Genomic DNA, 13185 nt, shown 5'->3' with positions numbered 1-13185 from the left:
CCGCCTCAGAAGCGCTGGGGCAGCCAGGCCAGCTTCACGGCCTCCTGGAACGGGCCGCCGCCCTCGTGGTCGTTGAAGTCGTACACCTCGATCTGCTTGTCGTCGTGACCCCACGCGTTGAAGACCCCGAAGACCGTCGACGGCGGGCAGGTCTGGTCCTCCAGCGCCGCCGAGAACAGGGCGGGCGCGCTGCCGCGCGCGGCGAAGTGCACGGCGTCGAAATAGGAGAGCGTGCGCAGGACCTGCTCGGTGCGGCCGCGGTGCGTCTTGAGGTAGTTGCCGACCTCCCGGTACGGATCGCGGTCCGTGAGCGTCGTCGCGCGCGGGTAGTCGCACAGGAACGGCACGTCCGGCGCGACCGCCGAGAGGTCCGGCACCAGTCCGCCCACCGCGATCGAGATGCCGCCGCCCTGGCTCGAACCGACCACCGCGACGCGCTCGGCATCGACGAACTCGTGCGAGCGGGCCGCCTCGACGGCCCGCACCCCGTCGGTGAACACCCGCCGGTAGTAGTAGTTCTCGGGAGCGTCGATACCCCGCGTCATGAACCCGGGATACGCGGGCGCGCTGCCCACCGGGTCCGGCGTGTCACCGCCGCCGCCCCACGCGCCGCCCTGCCCCCGCGTGTCCATCACAAAGTGCGCGAAGCCCGCCGACGCCCACAGCAGATGCGTATGGGGAAGGCCGCGTCCGCCGCCGTAACCGATGTACTCGACGACCGTCGGCAACGGTGTGTTCGCCCAGGCCGGAAGTGTCAGCCAGCCCTTCACCGGGTGGCCGCCGAACCCGGCGAACGTGACGTCGAAGACCTTCACGTTCTTCAGGTGCGTCTCGACGGGTTCGAAGCGGGCGTCCAGACCGTGTTCGCGCGCCTCCTGAAGCGTCTTGCCCCAGAAGGCGTCGAAGTCCTCGGGCTCGACGGACGCGCTGCGATAGTTCCGGAGCTGATCGAGAGGAAGGTCGAACAAGGCCATGGAAGACTGCCTTTGCTATGAATAAGGGTGCGGATGATCACACCGTACGGGGGTGGCCGGAGGGCCGCCAGACCTCCTCCGCGGGCCCGTCGGTCCTGGCTACGATGACGCCATGCCGCCTGCCGTGGACCTGCTGGTCAAGGACGCCGAACTGCTGGTAGTGGACGGGGAACGGGAGATCGCGGGCGGCTGGGTGGCCGTCGTGGACGGCCGGGTCGCCGCAGTGGGCGGGCCCGGGGCCGAACCGGAGGCCCGCTCGACGGTGTCCGCGGCCGGCCGGATCGTCACCCCCGGACTGATCAACACGCACCATCACATCTACCAGAACCTCACCCGCTCCTATGCGCCCGCGGTGAACGGCTCTCTCTTCGACTGGCTCACCACGCTGTACCCGCTGTGGGCCGCGCTCGACGAGGAGGCGGTGTACGTATCTGCCTACGTCGGCATGACCGAGCTGCTGATGGGCGGCTGTACGACCTCCTCCGACCACCTCTACGTACATCCGCGCCCACGCCTCGTGGACGCCGAGATCCGCGCCGCGCGGGACATCGGGTTCCGCTTCCATGCCACCCGCGGCTCGATGACCCGGTCCGTGGAGGACGGGGGCCTGCCGCCGAGAAGCGTCACCCAGACCGAGGACGAGGTCCTCGCCGACAGCGAGCGGCTGATCAAGGCCCACCACGACCCGGAGCCGGGCGCACTCGTCCGGGTCGCGCTCGCCCCCTGCTCGCCGTTCTCGGTCACCAAGGAACTGATGACGGCGACCGCGGAACTCGCCGAACGGTACGACGTACGGCTGCACACGCATCTCGCGGAGGACCGCGACGAGGACACGTACTGCCTGGAGACGTACGGCTGCCGGCCCGTCGAGTACTTCGAGGACACGGGCTGGCTGAGCGACCGCAGCTGGGTCGCGCACTGCATCTACCCGAACGACGCCGAGCTGCGGCGCCTCGCCGGGGCCGGGGTCGGCGTGGCGCACTGCCCCAGTTCCAACATGCTCATCGGCGGCGGCACCGCCCGCGTGCGGGAGATGCGCGAACTGGGCCTGCCGGTAGGTATCGGCTGCGACGGCTCCGCCTCCACCGACCACGCCTCGCTGTGGATGGAGACCCGCGGCGCCCTCCTGCTCGGCCGCTATCGGGGCGGACCCGGCGCGATGACCGCCCGTGACGCCCTCGACATCGCGACCCGCGGATCCGCCCAATGCCTGGGCCGCGCCGACGAGTTGGGGCAGCTACGGCCGGGCGCCTGCGCCGACCTCGTCGTCTGGGACCTGCACGAGGTCGCGCTCGCGGGCGCGCTGAGCGACCCCGTCGAGGCCTGGCTGCGGTGCGGGCCAGGCCGGGCCTGGACCACGGTGGTCGGCGGCCGCGTCCTCGTCGACCGGGGCGAGCCGGTGCTGCCCGGGCTGCGTGACGCGCTGCGGGAGCACGGGCGCATCGCGCGGAGCATGCAGGGACTCGGCTGACGCCCGCCGGGGGCTGATCACGGGCCTGCGCGATTCCGTTCCGGGGCCGACAGCCCGGCGTCACCTCCGCCCGCGCGAGGGGCCTCAGGTGCAGTGGCGGCGCCACTCGGGCCCCGTGTACGCCCACTCCTGTTCCCACTCGGCCAGGCGATGGCGCGCGGCGACCCGTCGTACGACGGCATACGCTCCCAGGACGCCGCCCGCGAACACGCCCGTGGCGCAGGCGCCCACCGACAGCGTGTGCTGCCACACGGCGGTGCCGTCCGCGGGGGCGGGGACGACCCGGCCCCGGTCGTCCAGCCAGATGTACGCGCGGTCGCCGCTGCGGGTACCGGCGGGTACTCGGGCCTTGTCCGTACGCGGCTGCTCGCCCGGCTCGGTCCAGCGGACGGTCACCCGGTAGGTCGGCTGGGCTTCGCCCTCGGAGGTCGGCACCGCGGCGGGCGCGTGCTCGGTGACCTCTGCGGGCACCCGGTGCCGTTGGGCGCGCTGCTCCCCGGCCGTGGCCCGCGCTCCGTCGTACGCCCACCAGCCCGCGGCGATCCCGGCCAGCGGGCCGCCGACACACAGCAGGACCGCGACGAACAGCGCGGTCCACGCCTCCACCACGTCCGAGCGGCGCCGCAGCGGATTGCGCCGCCACCGCCAGCCCCGTACCCGTGCCCGCATCGCCCGGCCTCCTCACCGCTCGACCGCTCTCGCCTCTCGGCACCGCTCGTGACCGTTACCGCCTCTCGTCACACCCTCACCGGCGTACGCCGCCCACCTTCCACCGTCCTCTTCGTCGGGCGTCTTCGCCAGCCGCCCACGACTGATCCGCGCCCGGTGTGGAACCCGCGTCGTGTGTGTGACCGGGAAGTCGCGTGTGCGACCGGTGCGGCGATCACCGTGAGGGCATCCGCGAGACGCGCGAGAGGGGTACCCCGGGACACGCGGACGAAAGGCAGGAGGCATGAGCTTCGAAAGGTACGAGCCATGAGCAAGGACACCCGGACCGACACCCGGACCGTCACCGTCGGCATCGACGGCTCCCGCGCGAGTCTCGACGCCGCCGACTGGGCGGCCCGCGAGGCCGAGCGACGCGGGGTCACCCTGCGGCTGCTGCACGCCGGGGACGACCCCGACGCACCCGCAGGGCCCTCGGGCGGCGTGCCCGTCCGCACCACACTCGACCGGGCCGCCGTCCAACTCTCCTACGGCCACCCGGCGTTGGACATCATCGCCCGCCGCGCGGACACTCCTGCCGTCCCGGCGCTGGTCGCCGCCGCCGCGGAGTCGGAGACCCTGGTCCTGGGCTCGCGGGGCTTCAGCGGCTTCGCCGGATTCCTGGTCGGCTCGGTCGCGCTCGCCGTGGCCGCTCGGGCCGAACGCCCGGTGGTGCTGGTGCGCGCGGGCGAACTCCCCGAGGACGAACGGATGCCCGTCGACGGGACCACCGCGCCCACCCGGGCCCCGTACCTGCCCGTGGTCCTCGGTCTCGACCTCGCCCACCCCGCGGACGACCTCATCGGCCACGCCTTCGACACTGCCACCGTCCGCTCGGCGCCGCTGCACGTCGTGCACGCCTGGACGCCGTCCCCACGGCGGGGCTACCTCGACGGCGGGCGGACGCCCGGTGACACGGCCGATCAGGAGGACGCCAAGTGCCGTTCCCTGGCGGTGACTCTGCTGCCCTGGCGACACAAGTATCCGGAGACCGAGGTCACCGAACGCGTGGCCCACGGGCACGCCGGGCACCATCTGCTGCAGGCGTCCACCCGGGCGGGACTGCTGGTCATCGGCCGTCGCGCCTCGGCCGGACCGGGCCTGGGCCGCGCGGCCCGTTCCCTGGTCCACCACTCCACGTGCCCGGTCGCCGTGGTGCCCCATCCCTGAGAGACGTCGACCGTGCGCCTCGGGCCGATCAGCCGAAGCGTTCGATCCGAATGCGGTCCACCGGCTGTCCGGCGTCCACCAACAGCCGCGAGGCATGCTCGGCGAACCCGTTCGAACCGCACACATAGGCCTCCCACCCACCTTCGGGCCGGTCGGCCAGGAGTGTCGCCACATGTGCGGCCGACACACGTCCCACGGGCACACCCTCCGGCGCGGCGCGCGTGAACACGGGTGTGGTCTCGGCCCCGTACTCCGACGCGTAGATCAGCTCCTCGGGGCGGCGAGCCGACACGAGGAGCCGCAGCGGCACCGACAGCCCCCGCGCGCGATGGTGGCGGACCATCGACATCAGCGGTACGACGCCGGAGCCCGCGCCGACGAGCACGGCGGGCCGGTCGCCCGGCCAGGCGAAGAAGCCGCTGAGCGGGCCGCGCACCTCCACCTCGTCGCCGGGCTTGGCGACGGTGTGGAACCAGCCGGACACCTCACCGCCGTCGACGTGGTCGAGGGTGAGCTCGATGTGCCCGGTGTCGTCGGGCGGCGAGGCGATCGAATAGTGCCGCTGGGCGACATAGCCGTCCTCCGCCCGAAGCCGCAGCATCAGATGCTGCCCGGGCAGATGGCCCTCCCAGTCCGGCACCGCGAACCGGAAGGTCGCCGCGTGCGGGGTCTCCCGGCGGACCTCGGTGAGCGTGGCGCGCTGCCAGGTGGCCGCCGCGCGGTCGCTCACGGAGATCCGCCCGGGCACGGCGAAACGGGTCGGCGGCGTGAAGCCCGCCGACGGCGTGGAGTCTGTGGAGTCGCTGGCGGACATGGCGGACATGGCGGATATCGGGGTCTCAGTCACCGGAGTAGCGCTGCTCTTCCCAGGGGTTTCCGCGGTGGTGGTAGCCGTTCTGCTCCCAGAAGCCCGGCTCGTCGTGGTCGAGGAGCCGGAGGCCCGCGATCCACTTGGCGCTCTTCCAGAAGTACAGCTGCGGCACGATCAGCCGTGCCGGACCACCGTGCTCGGCGGGCAGCGGCCCGTCCTCGTACTCCCAGACGATCCAGGCACGCCCGCCGGTGAGATCGGTGAGCGGGAGGTTCGTGGTGTACCCGGTGTGCGAGTAGGCGACGACGTGCGTGGCCTCCGGCGTCGGACGCACCGCGTCGAGGAACGCGTCGAGCGACACACCCCCGAAGCGCACTCCGAACTTCGACCAGCTCGTCACGCAGTGGATGTCGCCCTCGTAGGCGGAGGGCGGCAGCGCGTGCGCCTCGTCCCAGGTCCAGGTGCGCGGTTCGGCGACCAGGCCGTCGACGGTGAACGTCCAGTCCGCGGGCGCCAGGTCCGGCGTGACCTCCGCGGACAGGACGGGCCAGTCGTCGCCCGCGTCGTACTGGCCGGGCGGCAGCCCGTCGTTCCGGACGCGCGGGCGCCCTGTGAAGCCTCGGGTGACGTTCATGCGGGAGGTGCCTCCAGGCCTGCCGGACGGCGGCCCTTGATCGTTGCGTACGTCCTCCACGGTACCGGGCCCGCCGGGAAGCCCCGCCCCTGGATCGCCCCGGGACCATTGCGGCCGCATGAACAGTCCGGCGGCAGGGGAATAGCAACCCCGCGATCTTCCTTGCCGCTAATGCCCACCCCGGCTGGTACCCACCCCGGTGCGAAGGAGAGTGACGAGCAATGCCCAAGGCGTACGTCTTCACCCAGTACGGCGGCCCCGAGACCGAAGCCCTCGTCGACCAGGACCGCCCGAGCCCCGGACCCGGCGAACTGCTGGTCGCCGTACGGGCGGCGGGCGTGAACCCCGTCGACTCCAAGCAGCGCACCGGCTACCAGCGCCCCGGCCAGCAGCCGCGCGCGGTGCCCGCCGTGTTCGGCAACGAGGCCTCCGGCGTCGTCGAGGAGGTCGGCGAGGGCGTCACGGGCTTCGTGGTCGGGGACGAGGTCTTCGGCAACCCGGTCGCCGGGGCGTTCGCCCAGTACGTACTGCTCCCCGTGGCGGTCACCGCCCACAAGCCCGCCGGTGTCTCCTTCACGGACGCCGCGGCCCTGCCCGTCGCGGCGGCGACCGCGTACGACGGAGTCCGCCAGCTGGACCTTCCGGCCGGTTCGACGCTGCTGGTCACAGGTGCGGGCGGCGGGGTGGGCGTCTCGGTGATCCAGATCGCCCGCGCCGAGGGACTGAACGTCATCGGTGTCGCGAGCGCGGGCAAGAAGGACCTGGTCGAGTCGCTCGGCGCCGTGCATGTGCCGTCGGGGCCCGACTTCGTCAGCGGCGTACGAGCCGTGGCGCCCGACGGCGTGGACGCCGTCTACGACGTGGTCGGCGGTGAGGTCCTGGCAGCAGCGGCCGAGCTGGTTACTGACCGGGCGAAGCTGATCACCGCGGGCGGCAAGGACATCGTGGCGAGCCTCGGCGGCGCGCCCGTCGCGCGGGCCCGCACCGCCGCGGTGCTGGACCAGGTGGCCCGGCTCGTGGCCGACGGCAAGCTCGACCCCTTGGTGACGCGGACCTTCCCCCTCGAACAGGCGGGGGAGGCGCTGCGGACCGTCGAGGAGGGCCACACGCGCGGCAAGGTCGTGATCGAGGTCGCCGTATGAGCGGGGCACGTCACCCGCTGGACAACCCCGCGCTCGGCTCGCTGACCGGCCCGCACGCCCACTTCGCCGAGCACCGCGGCCGTGTGCTGCGCTATCCCGTCGACGTGTCGCCCTGGCTGGCGCTGCCCGACGAGCCGGACGCCGAAGACTGGGCCGACCTCGCGGCGCTCGTCGGCCCCGGCGAGGAGATGGGGCTGCCCGCATTCGACGGCGGCATCCCGGACGGCTGGGAAGTGACGTTCAGCCTGGGCGGCGTACAACTCGTGGACGACGGCCTGGCCACCGCACCGGAGCCGGAGGCCGTACGGCTCGGCCCCGACGACGTACCGGAGATCCTGGACCTGGTCGAGCGCACCAGGCCGGGCCCGTTCCTGCCGCGGACCGTCGAACTCGGCACGTATCTCGGGATCCGTCGGAACGGGACCCTGATCGCCATGGCGGGGGAACGGCTGCATCCACCGGGCTGGACCGAGATCAGCGCGGTCTGCACCGACCCGGACTTCCGCGGCGAGGGCCTCGCGACCCGGCTCACCCTGGCGGTCGCCCACGGCATCCGCGCCCGGGGCGAGACCCCGTTCCTGCACGCCGCCGCCGAGAACACCACAGCCATCCGGCTCTACGAGGCGCTGGGTTTCCGGCTGCGGCGCAGGACGAGGTTCGTGGGGGCGCGGGTGCCCGAACCGCTCGGCGACCGGCAGACGTCGGGGGTCGCGTAGCGGAGGGCCTGAAGATGTGGGGGGTGCCTCCATGTTCTTCGTCGAGCGTGTGGGCGACTTCGGCCCGGGGTCCGATCATCTTCGTGGGGCATGAGACTGTCTGGTCGTGCCAGAGATGATGAGTGGGTTGGAGGCGGCCTTGGCTGAGGCCTCGTCTCTGTCGTGGACGCAACGTGCTCGTGCCGGGCGCGACCTCGCTTCCTTCCCTGATGTTCCTGAGGCTGCGGAAGCGCTGGTGGGGCTGCTGCTGGACGTCGAGGACACGGCGGTGATTCGACAGACGGCAGAGGCCCTGGCCCGGGTGGGGACGGTGGCCGCCGTAAGGCTCATCGCTCTCGCGGTTGCCGAGGCTGATGACAACCAGGCCGACTGGCTGCAGACCGGGGTGCATGACGCGCTCGTGGGACCGGACGGTGTGCCGGACGTCGCAGCGGCCTGCGCGAACCTCGCCCGGGACCAGAAGGACGCCGTCCGACGGGCTGCCGCAGATATCTCGGCGTGGACGCACGGCACAAGGGCGTTGACCTGAATCGACCTGCCTGTGGGCTGGTTCATGCAGCCGTCGCTTGGGGGAAGCGGGGTTCGTAGAAGGTGCCGTCGCGGAGCATGGCGAACGCCCGACGCGACTCAGTCGCTCGTGGGCGCGGTCTTCGACGTCACTCCGCCCGCCGCCGCGTTGTACCGCAGCAGATACCCCGCGAACCGCTCCAGGTCCTCCTCGGGCCAGTCCGCGAGCCGCTCGCGAAACGCGACCCGGCGGCTCACGGTCACCTGGGCGAGGATCTCCGTGCCGGTGGCGGTGAGGTGGAGCACCTGGACGCGCTGGTCCTGTGGATCGGCGCGGCGCTCGACCATGCCGGCCCGTTCGAGGGCCGAGACCTGGCGGCTGACCGTGGACTTGTCCAGGGCGTAGTGCGCGGCCAGGTCGGTGGCCCGGCAGCCGCCGACGTCCTCCAGATGGCCGAGCAGCGTGTACGAGACCAGGGACAGCTCGGGGTGCAGCCGTCCCGCCGAGGCCCGGGCGCGGCGGGCGAAGGCCGTCAGCTCGTGGTGGATCGTCTCGATGGACACGTCGGCTGCGTTCACGGTTTCTTCCTTCCTCTTCTGGTTGCACGGTACAACTAACTGGTTGCCTAATGCAACTAGAGATGCTCCGAGTGGGAAGCGAGGAGGGTCCCGAACCGGGTCCCGGCCGGAGTCGGCGCCGTGTAATGTTGCCGTCCGGCTGCGGACCGCCCCAGCCGCGAACGGACCGAGGAGGTGAGCCCCATTACCGCTGTGTCAGCTCGGGTGCTCTCACCTCGGGGCCTCACCGGCATCAGGTGACCTGGAGGGCGCCCTTCGGCTTCCCGAAAGGCTCTCGGCTTCCATGCCACCTTCTTACGCACATGTCGTGACCGCGCTCCGCTCCGCCGGCTGTGTCTTCGCCGAGGACGAGGCGCGACTGATCCTCTCCACCGCTCGTACGCCCGCCGAACTCACCGCGATGACGGATCGCCGTGTCGCGGGCCTGCCCCTCGAACACGTCCTGGGCTGGGCCGAGTTCAGGGGTCTGCGCATAGCCGTGGAACCCGGTGTCTTCGTGCCTCGCCGTCGCACCGAGTTCCTGGTCGAGCAGGCCGTCGCGCTCGCCGCCGAGGCCCCCGTCGTCGTGGACCTGTGCTGCGGCTCGGGCGCGGTGGGTGCGGCGCTCGCCGCCGCGCTTCCCGGTGTCGAGTTGCACGCCGCCGATATCGACCCCGCCGCGGTGCGGTGCGCTCGGCGGAACGTGGGTGCGGGTGCTCGTGTCTACGAGGGGGATCTCTTCGAGGCGTTGCCGCGCTCCCTTCGCGGGCGCGTCGGCATTCTGGCCGCCAACGTGCCGTACGTTCCCAGCGGCGAGGTCGGGCTGCTGCCGCCTGAGGCCCGTGACCATGAACCTCTCGTGGCCCTCGACGGGGGCGGGGACGGGCTTGACGTCCTGCGTCGTGTCGCCGTGGAGGCGCCGCGGTGGCTGGCGCCCGGCGGGAGTCTCCTCGTCGAGACGAGTGAGCGCCAGGCGGGCCTTGCTGTCGAGATCCTCACCGGTGCCGGACTGACACCGAGGCTGGAGGTCTCGGAGGAGTTGTACGCGAACGTCGTCATCGGCGCGAAGTAGCGCCGCAGGGGCCTGCCATTGTGCAACTAGTTGCAAAAACCTCTCTCCGTCGTCTACAAAGACATGACGACACCGCGTACGGAGGGGCCCATGAGCCGTTACCCGCATCTGCTGAACCCGCTCGACCTGGGCTTCACCACGTTGGCGAACCGCGTGCTCATGGGCTCCATGCATGTCGGCCTCGAAGAGGCCGAGCGCGGCTTCGAGCGCATGGCGGAGTTCTATGCCGCCCGGGCGCGCGGCGGTGTCGGCCTCATCGTCACCGGCGGCATCGCCCCCAACGAGGCGGGCCGCCCGTACGAGGGCGGGGCCAAGCTCACCACCGAGGCGGAGGCCGGGCAGCACAGCGGGATCACCGCCGCGGTGCACCGCGAGGGCGGGAAGATCGCGATGCAGATCCTCCACTTCGGGCGGTACGCCTACCACCAGGACCTGGTCGCCCCGAGCGCGCTCCAGGCGCCGATCAGCCCGTACCCGCCGCACGCGCTCACCGGCGAAGAGGTCGAGGGGACCATCGACGAGTACGTCCGGGCCGCGCGCCTCGCGCGGCGGGCCGGCTACGACGGCGTCGAGATCATGGGCTCCGAGGGCTACCTCATCAACGAGTTCATCGCCGCGCAGACCAATAAACGCGAAGACCGCTGGGGTGGTTCGTACGAGAACCGGATGCGGTTCCCCGTCGAGATCGTCCGCCGGGTGCGGGAGGCGGTCGGCGAGGACTTCATCATCATCTACCGTCTTTCGATGCTGGATCTGGTCCCGGGCGGATCGTCCTTCGACGAGGTGATCACCCTCGCGAAGGCCGTCGAGGCGGCCGGGGCGACCATCATCAACACCGGTATCGGCTGGCACGAGGCCCGGATCCCGACCATCGCGACCTCGGTGCCGCGGGGCGCGTACGCCTGGGTGACCAAGAAGGTCATGGGCGCCGTATCCATCCCACTGGTGACGACCAACCGCATCAACACCCCTGACATCGCAGAGCAGTTGCTCGCCGAGGGGTACGCCGACATGGTGTCGCTGGCCCGCCCGATGCTCGCCGACCCGGACTTCGTCGCCAAGGCGGAAGCCGGGCGCCCCGAGGCCATCAACACCTGTATCGGCTGCAACCAGGCCTGCCTCGACCACACGTTCAGCGGCAGGATCACGTCGTGTCTGGTGAACCCCCGGGCCTGCCACGAGACGGAGCTCGTCCTCTCACCGACCCGAAGGCGCAAGCGAGTTGCAGTGGTCGGCGCGGGCCCGGCCGGACTCGCCTGCGCGGTCAGCGCCGCCGAGCGAGGCCACGACGTCACCCTCTACGACGCCGCTCCCGAGATCGGCGGCCAGCTCAACGTGGCCCGCCGGGTCCCCGGCAAGCAGGAGTTCGACGAGACCATCCGCTACTTCCGTACGCAGCTCGAACTGCACGATGTGGACGTGCGGTTGAACACCCCGGTCACCGCCGAGGACGTCTCCGCGTACGACGAAGTCGTCGTCGCGACGGGAGTCAGCCCGCGCACCCCCGAGATCCCGGGCGTCGACCACCCCAGCGTCGTCGGCTACCTCGACGTGCTGCGCGACGGTGCGCCCGTCGGCGACCGTGTAGCGATCCTCGGCGCCGGGGGCATCGGCTTCGACGTCGCCGAGTACCTGACGGACGGCGGCGACAAGGCGAGCGAGGACCCGGCGACGTACTTCCGGCACTGGGGCGTCGACATGGACTACCGGGCGCCCGGCGGCCTCGGCACCCCCGAGCGGCCCGCCCCGCTGCGTACCGTCCACCTCCTGCAGCGCAAGGCGTCCAAGGTGGGCGGGGGACTTGGCAAGACCACCGGCTGGATCCACCGCACCGAACTCAAGCACCGCGGCGTCACGATGGTCCCGGGCGTCCAGTACGACCGCATCGACGACGCCGGCCTGCACGTCACCGTGGACGGCCGGGCCTCGGTCCTCCCCGTCGACACGATCGTGCTCTGTACGGGACAGGAACCGCGCCGCGACCTGTACGAGGCGCTGCGCGCCGACGGCCGCAGCGTGCACCTCATCGGCGGCGCCGACGTGGCGGCCGAACTGGACGCCAAGCGGGCCATCAAGCAGGGCACGGAGCTGGCGGCGGCGCTGTAGGCCGACAGGATCCGGGAGCGTACGGGCCCGTCCCTAGGATGACTCCATGTCACTCCCGCACGCGATCCTCACCGCCCTGCTAGAGAAGCCGTCGTCGGGGCTTGAGCTGACCCGTCGCTTCGACAGGTCGATCGGCTACTTCTGGTCGGCGACGCATCAGCAGATCTATCGCGAGCTGGGAAAACTGGAGGCAGACGGGCACATCAGGGCCCTCCCGACGCAGCAGCCGGCCCGGGGGCAGAAGAAGCGGTACGAGGTCCTGCCCGCGGGCCGCGCCGAGCTGGCCCGGTGGACCGCGGCGTCCCAGGACCCGAAGCCGCTGCGCGACACGATGCTGCTGCGGCTGCGGGCCGCGGCGGTCGTCGGCACGGCGGGCATCGAGGCGGACCTGCGGCGCCATCTCGACCTGCACCAGCGGCAGTTGGCGGAGTACGCGGAGATCCAGGAACGCGACTTCCCGCCCGGCAAGGACGCGCCCCAGGACCGTCTTCAGCACCTCGTCCTGCGGGCCGGGATCGACCTGGAGACCTTCTGGACGCGCTGGCTGACACACGCGCTGGAGGAGTTCGAACGGCTGCCCGCGCAGGACCCGGCGTCCTGACGGCCGCAGTCGCCGGTGGTGGGCGGCGGCGGCCCGGCCCACCCGTCGGGACCGGGGTGTCGGCCTTCGAGACCGGGGTTCCGGACCGCCGCCGTGCTCACAGCCGGTGCGGCTTGGCGCGCCGGCGCAGGACCCAGACCGTGGCCCCCACTCCCGCCGCCACCAGCACGCCGCCCGCCGCGTAGGTGGCGGCGCCGTAGTCCTTCGTGCCGCCGCCCATCCCGCCCATGACCCCGCGCGACGGTGAGGCCGACGATGTGGCTGTCGCCGTCGCTGTCGCGGAGATCGTGGGGCTGGAGACGGGGGAGACCGTGACGGACTGGGTGCCCGCCGTCGTGCCGTCGGCGCAGACCACGATGACGGTGTAGGTGCCGGTGGTGACGCTGGACCAGGCCGCGGCCTGGCTGGTGCTGGTCCCGGACAAGGTCGCCTGGCGGCCCTGCGCGAAGTTGGCCTGACCGCTGGAGAGCAGTGAGGCATTCCCCATGGAGCCGTTGGACCTGGTGGCACAGTCGGTGGTGGTCACCTGCACCGTCGTGCCACTGGTGGTCACATTGATGGCCGTGTTCACCGCGACGGCCTCCGTGGCGGTGAGGGTCAGCGGCAGCGCGGCGGCGGCCGCCACGGTCAGGCCGGAGCGGACGAGCATCTGGGTAATACGCATAGAACTGCCCTCCGACAGCACGGTTGGCGGTACATCCCATGCGCCGCCGAGGAT

Annotated in this window: 14 protein-coding genes; 8 read left to right on the top strand and 6 right to left on the bottom strand. The window is 71.8% G+C overall.

Annotated elements, in window-relative coordinates:
• Window positions 1-5: 5 nt before the first annotated feature.
• The gene (locus ACH4YP_RS28670; RefSeq protein ID WP_398493350.1) at window positions 6-974 is read right to left on the bottom strand and encodes an acetylxylan esterase; all 969 of its coding nucleotides are present in this window, start codon (window positions 972-974) and stop codon (window positions 6-8) included.
• A gap of 112 nt (window positions 975-1086) precedes the next feature.
• Between ACH4YP_RS28670 and ACH4YP_RS28665 the strand changes: the two genes are divergently transcribed.
• Entirely contained in the window at window positions 1087-2445 is a 1359-nt protein-coding gene (locus ACH4YP_RS28665) for an 8-oxoguanine deaminase (RefSeq protein WP_398493348.1), read from the top strand.
• An 84-nt stretch (window positions 2446-2529) separates the two neighbouring features.
• On the opposite strand, the gene ACH4YP_RS28660 is transcribed toward ACH4YP_RS28665, so the two are convergent.
• On the bottom strand, window positions 2530-3114 hold the full coding sequence (locus ACH4YP_RS28660) for a DUF3592 domain-containing protein (protein ID WP_361061996.1): 585 nt from the start codon (window positions 3112-3114) through the stop codon (window positions 2530-2532).
• Window positions 3115-3420: 306 nt separating this feature from the next.
• Between ACH4YP_RS28660 and ACH4YP_RS28655 the strand changes: the two genes are divergently transcribed.
• Entirely contained in the window at window positions 3421-4320 is a 900-nt protein-coding gene (locus tag ACH4YP_RS28655) for a universal stress protein (protein WP_398493346.1), read from the top strand.
• Window positions 4321-4348: 28 nt separating this feature from the next.
• On the opposite strand, the gene ACH4YP_RS28650 is transcribed toward ACH4YP_RS28655, so the two are convergent.
• Together ACH4YP_RS28650 and ACH4YP_RS28645 are read right to left on the bottom strand one after the other, a co-directional pair.
• On the bottom strand, window positions 4349-5134 hold the full coding sequence (locus ACH4YP_RS28650; RefSeq protein WP_398493344.1) for a ferredoxin reductase: 786 nt from the start codon (window positions 5132-5134) through the stop codon (window positions 4349-4351).
• 25 nt (window positions 5135-5159) lie between these two features.
• The gene (locus tag ACH4YP_RS28645; protein ID WP_361062004.1) at window positions 5160-5765 is read right to left on the bottom strand and encodes a sulfite oxidase-like oxidoreductase; all 606 of its coding nucleotides are present in this window, start codon (window positions 5763-5765) and stop codon (window positions 5160-5162) included.
• A 221-nt stretch (window positions 5766-5986) separates the two neighbouring features.
• Here ACH4YP_RS28645 and ACH4YP_RS28640 point away from each other — a divergent pair, with 221 nt between their 5' ends.
• The 3 genes from ACH4YP_RS28640 (at window position 5987) to ACH4YP_RS28630 (ending at window position 8152) form a co-directional block, all read left to right on the top strand.
• Entirely contained in the window at window positions 5987-6907 is a 921-nt protein-coding gene (locus tag ACH4YP_RS28640; RefSeq protein WP_398493342.1) for a zinc-binding alcohol dehydrogenase family protein, read from the top strand.
• Window positions 6904-7623, top strand: coding sequence for a GNAT family N-acetyltransferase (locus tag ACH4YP_RS28635; RefSeq protein ID WP_398493340.1), 720 nt, complete (start codon window positions 6904-6906; stop codon window positions 7621-7623). The genes ACH4YP_RS28640 and ACH4YP_RS28635 overlap by 4 nt, the downstream gene beginning before the upstream one ends.
• A 115-nt stretch (window positions 7624-7738) precedes the next feature.
• Complete coding sequence (locus tag ACH4YP_RS28630; RefSeq protein ID WP_361062033.1) at window positions 7739-8152, top strand: hypothetical protein; 414 nt, start codon at window positions 7739-7741, stop codon at window positions 8150-8152.
• A 98-nt stretch (window positions 8153-8250) separates the two neighbouring features.
• On the opposite strand, the gene ACH4YP_RS28625 is transcribed toward ACH4YP_RS28630, so the two are convergent.
• Window positions 8251-8709 carry a MarR family winged helix-turn-helix transcriptional regulator gene (locus ACH4YP_RS28625; protein ID WP_361062012.1) on the bottom strand — a complete coding sequence of 153 codons (459 nt, stop codon included), beginning with the start codon at window positions 8707-8709 and terminating at the stop codon, window positions 8251-8253.
• 283 nt (window positions 8710-8992) lie between these two features.
• Between ACH4YP_RS28625 and ACH4YP_RS28620 the strand changes: the two genes are divergently transcribed.
• The 3 genes from ACH4YP_RS28620 to ACH4YP_RS28610 all read left to right on the top strand — a co-directional run bounded on the left by ACH4YP_RS28620 (window position 8993) and on the right by ACH4YP_RS28610 (window position 12467).
• Window positions 8993-9760 carry a putative protein N(5)-glutamine methyltransferase gene (locus ACH4YP_RS28620; protein ID WP_361062014.1) on the top strand — a complete coding sequence of 256 codons (768 nt, stop codon included), beginning with the start codon at window positions 8993-8995 and terminating at the stop codon, window positions 9758-9760.
• Window positions 9761-9850: 90 nt separating this feature from the next.
• Window positions 9851-11866 (top strand): FAD-dependent oxidoreductase, encoded by a 2016-nt coding sequence (locus ACH4YP_RS28615; protein WP_398493337.1) that lies wholly within the window; start codon window positions 9851-9853, stop codon window positions 11864-11866.
• A gap of 46 nt (window positions 11867-11912) precedes the next feature.
• Window positions 11913-12467, top strand: coding sequence for a PadR family transcriptional regulator (locus ACH4YP_RS28610; RefSeq protein ID WP_361062020.1), 555 nt, complete (start codon window positions 11913-11915; stop codon window positions 12465-12467).
• A 97-nt stretch (window positions 12468-12564) separates the two neighbouring features.
• On the opposite strand, the gene ACH4YP_RS28605 is transcribed toward ACH4YP_RS28610, so the two are convergent.
• Complete coding sequence (locus ACH4YP_RS28605; RefSeq protein WP_361062023.1) at window positions 12565-13131, bottom strand: hypothetical protein; 567 nt, start codon at window positions 13129-13131, stop codon at window positions 12565-12567.
• Window positions 13132-13185 lie beyond the last annotated feature (54 nt).

Origin of the sequence: Streptomyces sp. NPDC020747 (genome assembly GCF_044334695.1) — a bacterium.
Lineage (GTDB): Bacteria > Actinomycetota > Actinomycetes > Streptomycetales > Streptomycetaceae > Streptomyces.
The sequence above is the reverse complement of the archived record's forward strand: the minus strand, read 5'-3'. Positions and strand labels throughout refer to the sequence as shown.